Source organism: Streptomyces sp. CC53 (genome assembly GCF_001865245.1).
GTDB lineage: Bacteria > Actinomycetota > Actinomycetes > Streptomycetales > Streptomycetaceae > Streptomyces.
Window position 1 is genome coordinate 14454 of record NZ_MKXB01000227.1, and the last position, 16160, is coordinate 30613.

Genomic DNA, 16160 nt, shown 5'->3' on the forward strand with positions numbered 1-16160 from the left:
GCGGGGCCGCCGCTCAGCGGGGCGCGATCGCGATGCGCAGACCGACGAACGTGTGGGGGGTGGTGCCGTCACCGGTCCAGGCGGCGAAGCCCGCGGGCTTGGTGAAGGTGACCTGGAAGCGGGGCCCGGACTCGAAGGTGGTGGCGGTCGCGGACCTCTGCGCCCGGGTCGCGGCGAGCGCGCGGGCCGTGGTGCGGAAGGAGTAGGGCACGCCGTCCGGGTTCGCGGTGGAGAAGAAGACGTCGGTGTTGACCGGTACGGCGGCCGTCTCGGCGGGCCGCAGCCGGTGCTTGTCCGCGGCGGGACGGGCCTGCCGGGTGCGGGCGTCGTACCGGTCCCCGTCGGTGAGGTAGCTGTACCGCGCGCCGTGCAGGGACCACCCGGCGGCGGAGGTGCGGGCGCGGGCGCCGCGCAGGTCCAGCACGGCCACGCCCTGGGAGCCGAGGACGGTGAGGCGCTCGTGCGCGGTGCCGGGGTCGTCGACGACGACGGCGGTGTCCTCCTCAAGGCCGTAGACCCGGTCGTGCCCGGTGTCGGCAGCCAGGCGGTAGGCCCTGCCCTCCCGGCCGTCGGCCCCGGTGTGCGTGTCGACGAGGCCGGAACGCAGGAAGCCGAAGCCGCCGAGCGGCAGGTGGCCGAGCCGGGTGGGGTCGTCGAAGTACCCCGGGGCGCTGCCGTCCCGCAGCCCTTCGTACGATTCGCCGCCGGTCACCATGTGGGGTCCCGAGGCGATCTGGGCGCCGGCGGAGGTGCCGGCGACGACGGCGCCCCGGGCCAGTCGGGCGCGGATGGCGGCGAGCACCTTGGAGTCGGTCTGCCGCTCGCCGCGCAGCAGGGTCCTCACGTACCGGTACTGGTCGCCGCCGCCGAAGAAGAAGCCCGTCATGGACTCGATCCGGGCGACGAGCGCGTCGGAGTCGGCGTGGGAGACGTGGTCGAGGTCGAGGGGGAGCCACTCGGCGTGGGCCGCGCCGTGCCTCGTGAGCACATCGGCGTAGTAGGCGCCGTTGCAGACGGAGTTGCTGCACCGGTCGGGGTCGTCCGCGTACGGGTCCTGGCTCTCCGGCACGGAGGCGGCGGTGATGACGCCGATGCGGGCGGTGGCGCCGCCCGCGCGCCTGATGATCTCGCCGTAGACCCGTGTGTTGTCCTCCTTCAGCGCGCCGCCCACCAGGACCAGGGAGCCCGGCTTCGGTCGGGGCTCCGCGGTGGTCGCCGCGTGTGCGGCGGGAGCGGTGGCCAGCAGGGCGAGGGCGAGGCCGCCGGCGAGGGCGGTGCGGCGGGTGGGTCCAGGGTGGGCGCGCATGTGCGGTCTCCTCGGGGTGGGGCGGACAAGGCTGGGCGGGGCCGCCGCCGGACGTGGTCGGCGGCGGCCCCGCCGGTTCCGGCAGGCTGACGGGAGGGGGCTGCCGGAGCACGGGCGGGCGCGGCACCGGTCGTCCGGCGCGGCGCCCGCGGGGGCGGGTCAGGCGGGGGCGCCGCCGAGCTCGGCGATCAGCGCCGCCAGCACCGCGATGCGCTCGGGGGCGGTGGACACGTCGAGCCACTCCTGCGGGGTGTGGTCCGCTCCCCCGACGGGGCCGAGGCCGTCCAGGGTGGGTACGCCCGTCCCTGCGATCAGGTTGGCGTCGCCGACTCCGCCGGTCCTCGCGGCCCCCAGGTCGAGGCCCACGGAGCGGGCCGCCCCGCGGGCGAGGTCCAGCATGCGGTGCGAGGCCGCGGTCTCCTCCAGGGGCGGGCACAGGTCGAGTTGCTCGACCGCGACCGCGGTGCCGGGGACGGCGGGCCGGTCGGCGGCCTCCCGGATGGCCCGCGCGACGCGGTGGACGTCGACGGTGGTGGCCGCCCTCACCTCGACGCGCAGTTCGGCCTCGGGGCAGACGATGTTGGTGCGGCTGCCGCCCCTGACGGTGCCGACGTTGACGGTGACGCCGTCCCAACGCCCGTTCAGAGCCTGGAGGTCGACGATCAGGTGGGCGGCCGTGAGCGCGGCGTTGGCGCCGCGTTCGGGTTCGATCCCGGCGTGTGCGGCCCGGCCGGTGACGGTGAGCCGGAAGTCGGCCACGCCCTTGCGGGCGATGACGAGGTCGCCGTTCTCCCGGGCGCATTCCAGGCCGAGCCCGAAGTGGACGCCGTCGGCGGCGCGCTCGGTGACGGCGCGGCTGGCCGGGGAGCCGATCTCCTCGTCCGGCGTGGCGAGGAAGACGAGCTCGTCGTAGGCGTGGTGGCCGTGCGCGTCGAGGACCCGGAGCGCCGACACCCCGGCCAGCAGGCCGCCCTTGTCGTCGCTGACGCCCGGACCCGTCGCGACGGTACCGCGGAGGGTGAACGGCCGCGCGGCGGCGGTTCCCCGGTCGAAGACGGTGTCCATGTGCCCGGCGAGGAGGATCCTGCGGCCGCCCTCGGCGGCGGTGAGCGCGCCCTTCCTGCGGGCGACCAGGACGTCTCCCGTGCGGTGCCGCCCGGTCGCCGGGGGCGTGACCCGCTGCACGGTGAAGCCGAGGCCGCGCAGGTGTTCCTGCACGCGGTCGGCGACCTCGTTGACGCCTTCGGCGTCGTGGGAGCCGGAGTCCACGGAGACGAGGGCCTCCAGGTCGGCGAGGTAGCGGGGCTGGAGCCGGCGGGCGAGGTGCAGGAACCGCGCGGTGAGCTGCCGGGGCCGCGGCGGGGCGCTCACAGGACCTTGGACAGGAACGCGCGGGTGCGCTCCTGCTCCGGGTCGGTGAGCACCCGGCGGGGGTCGCCGGCCTCGACGACGACGCCCTGGTCCATGAAGACGGCGGTGTCGCCGACCTCCCGGGCGAAGCCGATCTCGTGGGTGACGACGACCATGGTCATGCCGTCGGCGGCGAGCCGCCGCATCACGTCGAGGACGTCGCCGACGAGTTCGGGGTCCAGTGCGGACGTGGGCTCGTCGAAGAGCATCAGTGTGGGTTGCATCGCCAGGGCGCGGGCGATGGCTACGCGCTGCTGCTGGCCGCCGGACAGTTCCGCCGGGTAGTGGTGGCCCCGGTCGCCCAGGCCGACCTGCTCCAGCAGCAGCTGCGCCTGCTCGCGGGCCTCCCTCTTGGGCACGCGGCGGACCCGCACGGGCGCTTCGGCGATGTTGTCGAGCGCGGTCATGTGGGGGAAGAGGTTGAACCGCTGGAACACCATGCCGATGTCCCGGCGGCGTGCGGCGACCTCACGCTCCCGCAGTTCGTGGAGCCTCCCCCCGTGCAGGCGGTGGCCGACGAGGGCGCCGTCGACGGTGAGTCTGCCGCCGTCGACCTTCTCCAGGTGGTTGATGCAGCGCAGGAACGTCGACTTGCCGGAGCCGGACGGGCCCAGCAGGCAGCACACCTGGCCGCGTTCGACGGTGAGGTCGATGCCCTTGAGCACCTCCAGCCTGCCGAACCGCTTGCGGACGCCTTCCGCCCGCACCATCGTGGCGGTCACCGGCGGTCCTCCTTGTCCTTCGTGCCGATCAGCCCGGTGGCCGCGCCGAAGGCGCGCCGCAGCGGGGAGACGTGCCCGGCGCGGACCGAGCCGCGGCCGTAGCGGCGCTCCAGCCACGCCTGGGGGACGCTGAGCAGGGTCACCAGGGCGAGGTACCAGATGCTGGCGACCACCAGCATGGGGATGACCTGGTAGTTCTGCGCGTACACGTCCTGGATGTTGGACATCAGGTCGTGCGCGGAGATCACCGAGACGAGGGCGGTCATCTTGAGCATGTTGATGGTCTCGTTGCCCATCGGGGGGATGATGACCCGCATCGCCTGGGGCAGGACGATCCTGCGCATGGTGAGTGCCGGGCGCATGCCGAGGGAGTGCGCCGCCTCCGTCTGGCCGGTGTCCACGGACTGGATGCCGGCGCGGACGATTTCGGAGGCGTACGCGGCCTCGTTGAGGCCGAGGGCGAGCAGCGCGGCGACCGCGGGGGTGAGCAGGCTGTTGGTCTCGGCCTGGAAGAACGTGATGCCGGTGAAGGGGACGCCGATCTTCACATGGGTGTACAGGGCGCCCGCGTACCCCCAGAAGATGATCTGCACGAGCAGGGGGGTGCCGCGGAAGACCCACACGAACGCGTTGGCGATGCCGTACAGCACGGGGCTGGTGGACAGCCTCATGACGGCGATGAGCGTCCCCAGCCCCAGGCCGAGCGCCATGGCGGCGGCGGTCAGCCAGAGGGTGGTGGCGAGGCCGTCGAAGACGAGGTCCGCGAACAGGTAGTCGCCGACGACGTCCCAGCGCAGGTTGTCGTTCCTCGCGAGCGAGCCGACGAGGCCGGCCAGGGCCAGGACGGAGGCCGCGGCGGCGGCCCAGCGCCCGTAGTGGCGTACGGGCACCACGTCGGGTTCGGTGGTGGCGGCGCCGGCGGGGGGCGCGGCGAGTGCGGCCTCGGTGTCGGTCGCCATCAGTCCACCGCGGCGTTCTTGGTGGCTTCCTCCACGGCGATGGAGGCCACCCCGTACTTGTCGTAGATCTTGGTGACGGTGCCGTCGTCGATCAGGGTCTGGAGCGCCTTCCGGATGGCGTCGGTGAGTGCGGGCAGGTGCTTGCTCACCGCGATGCCGTTGGGTGAGGCCTCGTAGCCGCCGGGGGCGGCGGGGTCCTCCACCAGGTCGAACGCCTTCCCTTCGTCGGCGGTCTTCGCCACCCAGCCCGCGGCGGGCTTGGTGAGCACCTGCGCGACGACCTTGCCCGACCGCAGGGCGAGCTGCGCGTCGGAGTCCTTGGGGTAGGTCTGGATGTCGATCTTCTGCCGACCGGCCTTCGTGCAGGACGCCTGGTGGCTCCTGAGCAGGTCGAGCTGGTTGGTGGCGACCTGGACGGCGACCTTCCGGCCGCACAGTCCGTCCAGGTCGGCGATCGAGGACGGGTTGCCGTCAGCGACGAGGATGCCGGAGCCGGACCGCGAGTAGTCCACGAAGTCGACGACCTGCTGGCGCTCCTTGTTGTCGGTGATGGCCGACATGGCGACGTCGAACGTGCCGGCCTGGATGGCGGGCACGATCCCGTCGAACTTCTGCGGGGTGAAGGCGAACGTCACGCCGAGCTTCGCGCCCAGGGCCTGGCCGAGGTCGTAGTCGAGGCCGGTCAGCTCGCTCCCGCCCTCCTTCACGAACATCTCGAAGGGCGGGTAGGGCACGTCGGTGGCCACCCGCACCGTGCCGGTCCTCTTGATCTTCTCCGGCAGCAGGTCGTGCAGGGCCTGGTCCTTTGCGATCTCCACTCCGGCGACGGAGACCTTGCCGGCCGCCGCGGGGGCGGGGGCGTCGCCGGAGCTGCAGGCGGAGAGCGCGGTGAGCGCCAGGGCCGCCGCGGCGGCGGCCGCGGCGCGCTGGGCGGGACGAGCGTTCATGGTGGGGAGCCTCTCGGAGTCTTCGCCGACGGAATCCTGTCGTCGGCGCACAGCAGGGAAGGTACAGATCTCGCATCCACTTGACTAGATGTATCGCACGTTACGCTTCCGCGCCGCCAACGCCTCCCCCCGGTCATGGGCGCCCACATCGGTTGGAAACCGTCGATTCGACCTGCTTCTGCCGCGTGACCACCGACGAACCGGGTCACCACGTCATACATCTTCCGCGCCAGCGGATCGGCTTGTATGTTCCGCTACCAATCCCCAGGCGACTCCTCTCCGTCAGCGGCGACCGCCGACGCATGGCGGAACGGCGCCGCTCCCCCCTTCGGAGCCCCCGTGACGACACGCCCTGCCCGCAGGACCGCCCGCACAGCCGCCGCGCTTCTCGCCGTGGCGCTGCCCCTCGCCGTCCCGCAGCCCGCCCAGGCCGCCACGGACCGCATCCGACTCGGCAGCTCAGCCGACGTCAGCCGCAGCTCGTGGAAGGGTCCCGCGTACACCATGAACGGTGCCGGGGGCGTCGTGACGGCCTCGATGAGCCGTGCCGTCGACGAGATCCGCGGCGGCACGGGAAGCCTCGACGTCGTCGTCCTCGCCGGTTCCGCGCCCACCTCGGGAAGCCCGACGCCGGAATGCGACACGATCATGGGCCTGGCGGGCGTCAACTCCTGTACGACGTGGACGCTCACCAGCCCCCAGGACGGCGACGACAGCGAGGTCAACACCGACATCCGCAACGCCGAGTTCGTGTACTTCGCAGGCGGTGACCAGTGCCGCTACGCGGCCTGGAAGGGCACCGCCCTCGAAGCGTCCGTCGAGTCCGTCGTCGCCAAGGGCGGGGGCGCGGGCGGCGGCAGTGCCGGCCACCACATCAACAGCCCCCTGGTGTACGACGCCTGCCGCGGCAGCGTCACCAGCTCCGAGGCGCTCGCCAACCCGTACCACCGCGACATCAGCTTCACGACGGGCATGTTCGAGTGGGCCGACTACGGCGGCGTCGTCAACGGCTCCCACTTCGTCGCCCGCGACCGCATGGGCCGGACCCTGGCCTTCGTCGCCCGTGCGGTGCAGGACGGCCTCACCGCGGGAGGCGCGGCCTGGGGCGTGGGCGTCGAGGAGGGCGGCGGCTCCCTCCACATCGACCGCAACGGCCTCGGCACCCCGTACGGCAAGGACGCCTACGTGGTGCTCGCCGACCACACGCCCGAACAGGCCGTCGCCCGGAAGCCGCTGACGTACGAGGGCTTCAAGATCTGGCGCCTCGCCCCGGGGACCACCTTCGACTTCAGGAACCGCCCCGACTGCGGCTACTACCTGCGCAGCGTGACCGCCGGCGTGCCCGACCCGGACCTCTACCACGGCACACCCGTCACGGACTGCGGCGCGAGCGGCGGCGCCGCGCTGGCGGAGAGCGAATCGAACGACACCCGCGACACCGCCGACGACGCCACCGCCCTGCCGTCCCCCGCGACCCTCACCGGCGACATGAAGTAGACCGACGACCGCGACTACTTCCGGGTCTCCCTCGCCTCCGGGCAGACCGCCTCGCTGACCTGCGCCGTTCCCGCCGCCTACGACGCGGACGTGTACTGGCTGGACTCGGCGGGCAGCACCCTGACCCGCTCCGTGAACGACGGCGGGGGCGCGGACGAGTCGCTGACCTTCACCCGCACCGCCTCCGGCACCGGCACCTACCACGTCGACATCGAGGCGTACAGCGGGTCCGGTGCCTCCCCGTACACCTGCACCCTGTCGAAGCAGTGAGGGAGCGGGCCGGGCGGCGCCCGGCACCCCGAGACGCCGCCCGGGCCCTCACGGCGAGGCGGCCGCGGTCCGCGCCGTGCGGCCCGCGGGTGCCTCGGCCGCCGTGAGGGCGTCGAGGATCGTCTGCACCGCCTCGTCGACCGTACGCCCGCGGGGCAGGGCGGGCGGGGCGCCCACCACGGCGCGCTCCGCGAACCCGGACTCGACGTGCGGCAGCCGGATGTCCAGGACGGCCGGGCCGGTGCGCCGCCGCTCCCGGCGCACCGCGGTCAGCCAGGCGGCCAGCGCGGCCTTCGACGCGGCGTAGTCCGCCATGCCCGCGGGTACGGCGTCCACCACGACGCCGGTCACCGCGGCGAGGGCGCCGCCCGGCGGCACGGCGGGGAGGGCCGCGCGGAGGACGGCCACGGGGGCCAGCGCGTTGACCGTCAGCAGGTGCTCGGCGACCGTGTCGCCGACCGCCTCGGCCGGGCCGAAGGCGGCCACACCCACGCAGACCACGACCGCGTCGAGACCCCCGAGCTCGTGCACCGCCCACGGCACGGTGCCGGAGCAGCCGTCGAGGTCGTAGGCGTCGAAGTGGCGGGCCGGCGCGCCACCGCAGGCGGCGGCGACCCGCGCGAGGGAGGCCGGGTCGCGGCCCGCCACCGCGACGCCGGCCCCACGCTCGTGCAGTCGCCGCGCCAGGGCGGCGCCGATGGCTCCCGTCGCGCCGGGCACGAGGATGCGCGCGCCTTTCACGTCCATGGTCCGCCTCCTGCTTCCTGGTCCTGTTCGCCGGTGTGTTCCGGTAGCGGAGCGTCCCCGCCCCGGGCGGCCCGGTCGCGGCGTGCCCGCGGGCCCTACGCGTCCGGGCCGCGGGGCGGCGTGCGCCGGAGGCCCGGACGCGGGCCTCGCGATCGTCGGGCGTCGTGGCCGCAGGGCGCCCCGGCCGATGGAGGCCGACCGGCCGGGGCGGGCTCGGTCCGGCCGGAGCCGGGAGCCCGCCGGCCTGGCGGGGCGTCCCGGCGCGGCGTCCTCGGCACGGGTCAGTCCCGGCCTGACGAGGTGACGGCCCGGGCGGCGTCCGTGGCCCGGACTGACGCGGCGTCCGCAGGCAGGGCTTCCGGCGCCCGGGAGAGGGCCTCCTGGCGGGCCTGGCGCCGCGCGGCGAGGGACTCGCGCGCCGCCTCGCGGGGGTGGCGCCGCCGCCAGTAGGGGTTGTCGTGCGGCAGCGTGCCCGACACCCGCCCGTACATGCCGAAGCATGCGATGACCAGGCCCATGACGAAGCTGAACATGACGTTGGTCATGCCGAAGTCGAGGACGTTGGCCGGGCGGTCCAGGGTGAAGACGTGGTAGAAGCCGCTGAGCACGAACAGCGTGCCGACCGTCATGTTCAGGGTCGACGCGACGTTGCCGCCGACCACGGCCCCGCCGACGAGGACGAGTCCCACGACGACCGAGATCAGGCTGAGCACGCCGTTGGTCGTCATCCCCGCGATCTGGGTCCCGTCCGTGTCGAAGGGGCTCAGCCGGTCCGCGAAACCCAGGCAGCCGAACACCAGCAGGATCACACCGCACAGCCCGGCCCCGTACCGGTACACCTGGGCCAGCCGGTGGTCCACGGGCAGTTCCTCGCGCAGCCTCATCTCGTGTCCTCTCGGTCGCTCGGAAGCGCCCCCGCGACGCAGCCGATGCCGCATCCGCTTTCATCCCGTTTTCTCCTTGGACGCGGTGAACGGTTGCAGGGCCGTTCGGGGGCTCCGCGGACGCATCCGCGGCGAGTCCCCGGGGTGAAGCACCTCGTGCGGGGAGCATCCGGAGCAGACCTGGGACGCCTCGGCGCGGGCCGGTCCCGTCGCCGTGGAGCCGGGGCGGACGGCCCGGGGCGTGGTCCGGGCGAGGCGCGCGGAAGAGCGGGCCGGGGTCGGCTCGGTCGCACGGGCGGACGGACGGGCAGCGCGGCCGGCCGGACAGCACGCGGACGGACGGGCTGCGGGCGGACCGGAACGGCGCGGGCTCGATCAGCGCGGGCCCCGGGGCAGTGCCGGTCACCCCGGCTCCGCCGGACGCGGAGGGCCCGGGGCACCCGCGCGTCCGCGGTGAGGACGGGGACCCGTCAGAGCGAGGAGGACCCTGTTGTGGGAGCGAGGAGGACCCTGTCGTGACGGTTCCCCATTGGCTGTTCGGCGACCAGCTCGGGCCGCACTTCCTGGCCCCGGGACCGGGCGGGCCGGCACGGGACGCACCCGTGGTGATGATCGAGACCCGCTCGGTGTTCCGCCGCCGGCGCTTCCACCGGGCGAAGGCGCACCTGGTGCTGTCCGCCATGCGGCACCGCGCCGCGGAGCTCGGCGACCGGGTGCGCTACGTCCGCGCCGAGACCTACCGGGAGGGACTGCGCGAAGCCGTCGGGGGCGGCCCGGTGACGGTGCACCACCCGACGTCGTACGCCGCGCTGCGGCTGGTGCGGTCCCTCGACGCCGTCACGGTGCTGCCGGCGCGCGGTTTCCTCGTGGCGCGGGAGGACTTCCGCGCCTGGGCGGACGGGCACGGCGGTGAGCGGCTGCGGCAGGAGGACTTCTACCGGTGGGTGCGGCGCACGCACGGCCTGCTGATGGACGGGGACGGCCCGGCGGGGGGCCGCTGGAACCACGACCACGACAACCGCGAGCCGCCGCCCCGGGGCGCGTCCACCCTCGGGGCGCCGGCGCCGTACCGGCCGCGGGAGGACGACATCGACGCGGAGGTGCGCCAGGACCTCGACCGCTGGGAGCGGGACGGCGAGGTCCGCTTCGTCGGCCGGGACGGGCCGCGTCTCTTCCCCGCCTCGCGGCGGGAGGCGCTGGCCGCCCTGCGCCGGTTCGCCGAGCACCGCCTCGCCGGGTTCGGGCCGCACGAGGACGCGATGCTGGCGCGGGACCCGGTCATGAGCCACAGCCTGCTGTCGTCGTCCCTCAACCTCGGTCTGCTGCACCCGGCCGAGTGCGTGGAGCACGCCGAGGACGCCTGGCGGGCCGGCCGGGCGCCGGTCAACAGCGTCGAGGGGTTCGTCCGCCAGGTCGCCGGGTGGCGGGAGTACGTGTGGCAGCTCTACTGGCACTTCGGCGACGACTACCGCCACCGCAACGAGCTGCGGCACCGGGCCCCGCTCCCGGACTGGTTCCTGGAACTGGACGCCGACGCCGTGCGGGCCCGGTGCCTGGCCACGGCGCTCGCCCAGGTCCGCGACACGGGCTGGACGCACCACATCCCGCGGCTCATGCTGCTCGGCAGCCACGCGCTCCAGCGCGGCTGGGACCCGGAGGCGGTGACGGACTGGTTCCACCGCTGCTTCGTGGACGGCTACGACTGGGTGATGGTGCCCAACGTCGTCGGGATGTCGCAGTACGCCGACGGCGGCCGGATGACGACGAAGCCGTACACGTCCGGCGGGGCGTACGTGCACCGGATGAGCGACCTGTGCGGCGGCTGCGTCCACCGGCCCGGGGACCGGACCGGTGAGCGGGCCTGCCCGTACACCGCCGGGTACTGGGCGTTCCTGCACCGGCACCGGGCGCGGCTGGAGCGCAATCCGCGGACGACGCAGGCGGTCCGGGGCCTGGACCGGCTCGGGGACCTGGACGACCTGCTGGACCAGGAGCGGCGGCGCGGCGACGGCCCCCCGTGATCCCGGGCGTCACGGCCGCAGGTCGCGGAGCACCTCGCGCGCGGCCCGCGCCCCGGAGGCGAGGGCCCCCTGAACGGATCCGGTGGCGCGGTGGTCGCCGCACACGTACCGCCCGGGGGACACCCGCGCGGTGCGGGTCAGCGGCTGCGGCGGGGGCATGGCCGGCAGGGCGTCCTCCACGGTGCGCACGGCCAGCAGGTCCCAGCCGTCCGTGCCGGTGCCGTACGCCTCGGCGAGCGCCTCCCGCACCCCGTGTTCGCGGCGCTCCTCGTCACGGCCCAGGACGGAGGTGGCGACGAGCGCGTGTCCGGGCGGGGCGTAGGAGGGGACGACGTCGCTGAGGACGCAGGTGTCGAGGAAGCGGCGCCGGGTGTCCACGAGCAGCGTCGGCTCACCGAGCGGGGAGCGGGGCGCGACGTGGTAATACGTCGTCACCATGCGGTAGTCGGGCACCCGCACGCCGGGCAGCAGCTCGGCGACGGGCCCGGGGCCGGTCGCGACGACGACGGCGCGCGCGGGGACCTCCCGGCCGTCGGCCGTGGCGACGCCGTCGGCCGTGAGCCGCTCGACGGGGGTGCCCAGCCGCACGGTCCCCTCGGGCAGGGCGGCCGCCAGGGCGCGCGGCACGGCTCCGATGCCCTCGGCGGGCAGGCACAGGGTGCCCCGGAGCATGCTGCGCCACACGAGGTGGAAGACACGGCTGGAGGTCTCCAGCCGGTCCTCCAGGAAGACGCCCGACAGGAACGGGCGGAAGAACGTCTCCACGAACGCGTCCGACACCCCGGCGTCCGCGAGGGCGGCGCGGGTGGTGGTGTCGCGGAGCCGCTTCAGCAGGCGCGGCGGGGCGAGCATGTCCCGGGCGGACAGCAGTCCGGCGGCGGCGAGGTCGCGGGGGCCGGCGAGGCGGCCCGGCAGCAGGTCGGGCAGCGTGCGCGGGCGGCGGGTGGGATCGCTGAACCGGAGCCGGCCGTCGGGGGTGTGGACGAGGACGCCGGGGGTGAAGGGCCGCAGCCGCAGGTCCTTGAGGACCAGGCGGCGGCGGACCTGCGGGTAGGAGGTGTTGAACACCTGGAACCCGCGGTCCACCACGAAGCCGTCGACGCGGTCGGAGCGCATCCGGCCGCCCACGCCGTCGGACGCCTCCAGCACCCGGACTCCGACGCCGGCCCCCAGCAGGTCGCGGGCACAGGCCAGCCCGGCGACCCCGGCCCCGACCACCAGCACGTCCGTCGTTTCCCGCGCTGCGGACACATGACCACCTCTTCCACCTGTCGGTGCGGGCCATGCGGCCCGCCGCTCGTGCCGTACCGGTCACGGAGCGCCTGCCGGCGTCCCCGTCCCGCTCCCGTGTTCCACTCCGCGCCGCCGGCCACGCCGGCCGGCGCGCACCGCGGTCGCGGCCGGAGCACGGACGGGGCGTGCCGCCGGTTGCCGCCGCCGCGTTCCGGTGCGGCAGCCCGCCCCGCACAGGCCGTGGACGAGCGGCCCCCTCCGTGCCCGGGGTCGCCCGGCCGCAGGCCACTGCGTTCCGGTGCGGCGGCCCGCCCCCCACGGACCGCAGGCGGACGGCCCCGACTCGCGCCGGGTGCCGCCCTGCCGCCCGTCGCCGGCGGTCGTCGCGGAGACGACCGCGCATCGAGGTCCCGCCCCTCCCCGTCGGAGCCCTGGGTCCCGGGGCCCGGCCGCCGCGCCGGGCCGGCGGCGGCTGCCCGTTCCGGTGCGGTGCCGGCTCAGCGGCCCGCCCACGCGGCGAGCTTCGGCAGCACCGTGCCCCGCCCGCGGTCCGGTACGGTCCACAGCGTCTGCCCGCGCACGCCCCACCGCTCCAGCAGCGCGTTCGCGGCGAGGAAGCCGGTCGTGGCCGCCCGCTCCATCAGCGCCACGGGCAGATCGGCGCGCACCGTGTCCCCGGCCACCACGAGGGCGGGGTCCGGGGTGCGGACGGTGGGCCGGTCGGCGTAGCCGCCGACCGGGAACAGCGGGCAGTCCTCCCGCCACTCGTGCCGGACGTCGACGACCGTGGCCGTGCGCGTCTCCGGGTACACGCGGTGGAGCTGCTCGACGAGGCGCCGCTGCTCGGCGTCGCGGTCCGCGCCCGGGCCGACCGCGTAGGCGTGGAGTTCGACGACGGACCCCCCGGTGCGCGCCGCCCAGCGGGCCGCCTCGTCCTCCCAGCGGTCGAGGACGCTGATGTTGTCCAGTCCGCCGAAGCCGCTGGTGCCGAGGAAGCCCGGCCGGTCACCGGCCACCGGGCGGTCCAGCCACAGCCGGGTGACCAGGAACGGCGGCGCGGTGCGCAGGCGGGCGACCCGTTCCCGCCACGGGGCGTCGCCCAGCCGGTCGGAGCGGGCGACGAGGGACCGCAGGCCGCCCGGGTCGAGGGCGAGGACCACGGCGTCGTAGCGGCGCTCGCCGCCCTCCGCGGCGACGTCGTGGCCGCCGCCCCGCACGGGAGTGACGTGCTCGACCGCGGTGCCGGTGCGCAGTTCGACGTCGTGGCCCTTCAGGTAGCCGACCAGGGGGTCCCACAGGGCCTGCGGGAAGGGTGAGCGGGGCACGTCGAACAGCAGGCCCTCGGCGGAGCCGAGGAAGTAGATGTGGAACATCAGCGCCATCTCGGCCGCCGACAGCTCCCGCGGGTCGGCGAAGAAGCTCCGGGAGAACACCTCGAACGCCAGGTGGCGGGCGCGTTCCGGGAAGCGGACGGCGTCCAGGAAGTCGTGCGCGGAGGTGCCGTCGAAGCGGTCGTACACGTCGGGGACGCGCACGTCGAGCAGGGGCAGGGCCGCGACCGGGTCCAAGGTGCGCAGGTCCCGCGCCCGGAAGGACGGGCTGAGCGCGACGAAGCCCAGCGCGCTCCACGGCGGGGTGCGGGGGACGTGCCGGAAGCCGTCCCGCATGCCGTCGGCGTGCAGCAGCGGGTAGTCGGGCAGACCGGTCAGCCGGTCGAGGCCCGGGTCGGTGCGGCGCAGCAGGCCCCGCAGGTTGTAGTACTGGCGGAAGAAGGCGTGGAAGCCCCGGCTCATGGTGACGGAGGTGCCGTCGCTCAGGCGCGTCCGCCAGCCCCCGACGCGTCCGCCGACGTAGGTCTCGCGTTCGTACAGGGTCACGGCGACGCCCCGTTCGGCCAGGGCGGTGGCCGCGGCGAGCCCGGCGATCCCGGCGCCGACGACGGCGACCGACGGCCGGCCCAGGACGTGGTCGGCGCCGGGGTGGGCGGGCAGGACGCGGGCCCGCCGGTCGCGGCCGCGGCGGGCCGCTGCCCGGCGCGGTGCGGGGAGCGTCATCGGGGGTCCTCCCCGCGGCGGGCGACGAAGGTGTGGGTGATGCCGGTCTGCCAGCCGGGCAGGGGCAGGGCGCGGACCCGGTCGAAGCCGGCGTCGCGGAGCCGGGCGGCGAACCGCCCGGCGGTGTCGAAGTCGACGACGCTGCGCCACAAGTGGCGGTAGAGCGGCCCGTCCCCGAGGACGGTGGCGGCGGGTTGGACGACTCCGCGGCACACCAGGGTCCACACCGCCCGGTCGGTGCGGCTGCCGCTGAGGGTGTACTCGTGGACGCCGAGCCGTCCGCCGGGCCGCAGCAGACCGCGGACGGCGGTGAGGACGGCGTCGGGGTCGGAGACGTTCCGGAAGAGGTAGGCGGCGAACACCGCGTCGAACGGCCCCCGCACGCCCGCGGCGGCCAGCCGCTCGGCCGGGGCGTGCACGAACCGCACCCCGTCGGACCACGGTTTGGCGGCGGCCCGCTCCAGCATGCCGGCGGAGGCGTCCACGGCCGTGAGGTCGGCGGCCGGGAGGACGGAGCGGAGCGCGGCCGTCGACGCCCCGGTGCCGCAGCCGAGGTCCAGGACGCGCAGTCCCTGGCCGTGCCCGGGCAGACCGAGGCGGCGCACCGACCGCCGCAGGTGCGCGTGGTAGCCGGGGTTCGCGGCCACGAGCGTGTCGTAACTGCGGGACGCGTGGTCGAAGGCGGCGGCGAGGTCTTCGTCGCGCAGCAGGGTCATGCGGTCTCCAGGGGCGGGGCGGAACGGGGTCGGATCGGATCGGGTCAGCCGGAGGGGCGGCGCGGCAGGCGGGGCAGTTCGGCGGCGCTGCGGAGCATCGGGCCGATCGGGGTGTGCAGGCCCACGGAGAGGTCCTCGAGAAGGCGGGTGCGGCCGTCGAGGAAGCGCAGCAGCCGCCGCATGGGGACGTCGGCGAACAGCCGCGCGAACAGCGCGGGCCCGTCCACCCGGCCGCTGTCCAGGGCCCTCAGGAGGACGGCGTCCATGGCGCGGGCCCGGACGGAGTGGGCGGCCGGCGGCACCGGGGTCCGCTCCCGCCGCAGTGCGGCGGCCACGGCCCGCGTCTGGCGCTGGAGACCGGCGAAGGTGTAGCCGGTGGACGGGCGGGTCGCGCCCCCGGCGGCGCCGATCCGGAACACCGACGCTCCGGTGCGCCGCGGCATGGGGGCGTCCGTCATGGGGATGACCCCGGTCTCGGTGGCGACGACCTCCGTGTCGCCGAGCCGCAGCACGTCGTCGACGTAGTGCCGTACGGCAGCCGTGTAGCCGCCGGGGGTGAGGACCCGGGGGGAGAACTCGGTGTACTCCACGAGGGCTTCGCACGGTCCGGTGGGCAGGACGTAGCCGAAGGAGAGCCCTTCGCGGGGCTGGGGCGTCCGGAAGTCCATGAGTTCGGCGGTCCCGGGGTCGAAGGCGGGGCGCGCGGTGCGGACGAACCAGCCGTGGAAGTGCTGGAGCAGGGTGGTGCGGGCGGCGGGGAGGCTGCCGAGGGGCCGGGAGTCGAACACCCAGCGGGCGTCCACGAGGCCCTCGGCGCCGTCCGGGCCGGTCGTGCGCACGCGGGCCCCGCCCGGGTACTCGTCCACGGTGTCGACGACGGCCTCCACCCGGCGGACGTTAGGGCTGTCCGCGAGGTCCCGGGCGACGAGGGCCTCGAAGTCGTCGGAGCGGATCATCTTGTAGCGCAGCGGCGCGATGTCGCCGTCGATCGGCCGCCCGGCGGGCGGCCGTACCCGCAGGTGCCGCCACCGGGCCCGGACGGCCGCGTCGAAGCGGCCGCCGCCGGACTCCCAGAAGCACCAGGTCCGCGGCGGGGGCCGCAGCGGACCGGGAGGCGCGTCGACGAGGACCACGGACGGCGTCCGGGCCCCGGGCACCCGTCCGCTCAGGCGGTGGGCCAGGGACAGCCCGGCCGCTCCCGCCCCGATGACCGCCACATCCACCTCCGGCACCGCGGCTCCTTCCACCCTTCGTGCGTGTGCGTGCGTCTGACGCCCTTTCCCGTCCCGTGCCCGCATCGGATGCCGTCACCCGGGCGGATGCGTCCACCCGGTGGCTTTCCGAGGTTTTCGGGGACCCGGCACGATCCGCATCCGTATCACGGGGGATGGCCG

Annotated in this window: 13 protein-coding genes and 1 pseudogene; 3 read left to right on the forward strand and 11 right to left on the reverse strand. The window is 75.3% G+C overall.

The window, feature by feature from the left end:
* Positions 1-13: 13 nt before the first annotated feature.
* The 5 genes from BJP40_RS29700 to BJP40_RS29720 all read right to left on the reverse strand — a co-directional run bounded on the left by BJP40_RS29700 (position 14) and on the right by BJP40_RS29720 (position 5344).
* Positions 14-1306 (reverse strand): cyanophycinase, encoded by a 1293-nt coding sequence (locus BJP40_RS29700; protein WP_071283732.1) that lies wholly within the window; start codon positions 1304-1306, stop codon positions 14-16.
* A 159-nt stretch (positions 1307-1465) separates the two neighbouring features.
* Positions 1466-2677 carry a M20 family metallopeptidase gene (locus BJP40_RS29705; RefSeq protein WP_071283733.1) on the reverse strand — a complete coding sequence of 404 codons (1212 nt, stop codon included), beginning with the start codon at positions 2675-2677 and terminating at the stop codon, positions 1466-1468.
* Positions 2674-3426 carry an amino acid ABC transporter ATP-binding protein gene (locus BJP40_RS29710; RefSeq protein WP_071283788.1) on the reverse strand — a complete coding sequence of 251 codons (753 nt, stop codon included), beginning with the start codon at positions 3424-3426 and terminating at the stop codon, positions 2674-2676. The genes BJP40_RS29705 and BJP40_RS29710 overlap by 4 nt, the downstream gene beginning before the upstream one ends.
* Positions 3427-3434: 8 nt before the next feature.
* A complete protein-coding gene (locus BJP40_RS29715; protein ID WP_071283735.1) occupies positions 3435-4397 on the reverse strand; it encodes an amino acid ABC transporter permease in 963 nt (320 codons plus the stop codon).
* Positions 4397-5344, reverse strand: a complete 948-nt coding sequence (locus BJP40_RS29720) for an ABC transporter substrate-binding protein (RefSeq protein ID WP_071283738.1) — start codon at positions 5342-5344, stop codon at positions 4397-4399. Before BJP40_RS29720 ends, BJP40_RS29715 begins: the two co-directional genes overlap by 1 nt.
* Positions 5345-5683: 339 nt before the next feature.
* On the opposite strand from BJP40_RS29720, the gene BJP40_RS29725 reads away from it, so the two are divergent.
* Complete coding sequence (locus BJP40_RS29725) at positions 5684-6841, forward strand: hypothetical protein (protein ID WP_218153244.1); 1158 nt, start codon at positions 5684-5686, stop codon at positions 6839-6841.
* Between the two features lie 18 nt (positions 6842-6859).
* A pseudogene (locus tag BJP40_RS35055) lies at positions 6860-7111 on the forward strand (hypothetical protein); the annotation flags it as partial.
* Between the two features lie 48 nt (positions 7112-7159).
* Here the strand turns inward: BJP40_RS35055 and BJP40_RS29730 are convergent.
* Both BJP40_RS29730 and BJP40_RS29735 read right to left on the reverse strand, forming a co-directional pair.
* Positions 7160-7858, reverse strand: a complete 699-nt coding sequence (locus BJP40_RS29730) for an SDR family oxidoreductase (protein WP_071283741.1) — start codon at positions 7856-7858, stop codon at positions 7160-7162.
* A gap of 281 nt (positions 7859-8139) precedes the next feature.
* On the reverse strand, positions 8140-8742 hold the full coding sequence (locus BJP40_RS29735; protein ID WP_079171566.1) for a DUF4383 domain-containing protein: 603 nt from the start codon (positions 8740-8742) through the stop codon (positions 8140-8142).
* 515 nt (positions 8743-9257) lie between these two features.
* On the opposite strand from BJP40_RS29735, the gene BJP40_RS29740 reads away from it, so the two are divergent.
* Positions 9258-10763: a cryptochrome/photolyase family protein gene (locus BJP40_RS29740; RefSeq protein ID WP_071283744.1), complete on the forward strand. Its 1506-nt coding sequence runs from the start codon at positions 9258-9260 to the stop codon at positions 10761-10763.
* A gap of 9 nt (positions 10764-10772) precedes the next feature.
* Here the strand turns inward: BJP40_RS29740 and BJP40_RS29745 are convergent, their stop codons facing one another.
* The 4 genes from BJP40_RS29745 to BJP40_RS29760 all read right to left on the reverse strand — a co-directional run bounded on the left by BJP40_RS29745 (position 10773) and on the right by BJP40_RS29760 (position 15998).
* A complete protein-coding gene (locus tag BJP40_RS29745) occupies positions 10773-12014 on the reverse strand; it encodes an NAD(P)/FAD-dependent oxidoreductase (protein WP_071283745.1) in 1242 nt (413 codons plus the stop codon).
* A gap of 479 nt (positions 12015-12493) precedes the next feature.
* Positions 12494-14050 carry an FAD-dependent oxidoreductase gene (locus BJP40_RS29750; RefSeq protein ID WP_079171567.1) on the reverse strand — a complete coding sequence of 519 codons (1557 nt, stop codon included), beginning with the start codon at positions 14048-14050 and terminating at the stop codon, positions 12494-12496.
* Positions 14047-14766, reverse strand: coding sequence for a class I SAM-dependent methyltransferase (locus BJP40_RS29755; RefSeq protein ID WP_071283748.1), 720 nt, complete (start codon positions 14764-14766; stop codon positions 14047-14049). The genes BJP40_RS29750 and BJP40_RS29755 overlap by 4 nt, the downstream gene beginning before the upstream one ends.
* Before the next feature lie 44 nt (positions 14767-14810).
* Positions 14811-15998: a lycopene cyclase family protein gene (locus BJP40_RS29760; protein WP_071283751.1), complete on the reverse strand. Its 1188-nt coding sequence runs from the start codon at positions 15996-15998 to the stop codon at positions 14811-14813.
* Positions 15999-16160 lie beyond the last annotated feature (162 nt).

Excerpts from the sequence above, each read along its gene's own strand:
- BJP40_RS29730 (WP_071283741.1), bottom strand. The coding sequence starts at position 7,858 with ATGGACGTGAAAGGCGCGCGCATCCTCGTGCCCGGCGCGACGGGAGCC.
- BJP40_RS29710 (WP_071283788.1), bottom strand. The coding sequence starts at position 3,426 with ATGGTGCGGGCGGAAGGCGTCCGCAAGCGGTTCGGCAGGCTGGAGGTG.
- BJP40_RS29720 (WP_071283738.1), bottom strand. The coding sequence starts at position 5,344 with ATGAACGCTCGTCCCGCCCAGCGCGCCGCGGCCGCCGCCGCGGCGGCC.
- BJP40_RS29735 (WP_079171566.1), bottom strand. The coding sequence starts at position 8,742 with ATGAGGCTGCGCGAGGAACTGCCCGTGGACCACCGGCTGGCCCAGGTG.
- BJP40_RS29700 (WP_071283732.1), bottom strand. The coding sequence starts at position 1,306 with ATGCGCGCCCACCCTGGACCCACCCGCCGCACCGCCCTCGCCGGCGGC.
- BJP40_RS29755 (WP_071283748.1), bottom strand. The coding sequence starts at position 14,766 with ATGACCCTGCTGCGCGACGAAGACCTCGCCGCCGCCTTCGACCACGCG.
- BJP40_RS29715 (WP_071283735.1), bottom strand. The coding sequence starts at position 4,397 with ATGGCGACCGACACCGAGGCCGCACTCGCCGCGCCCCCCGCCGGCGCC.
- BJP40_RS29750 (WP_079171567.1), bottom strand. The coding sequence starts at position 14,050 with ATGACGCTCCCCGCACCGCGCCGGGCAGCGGCCCGCCGCGGCCGCGAC.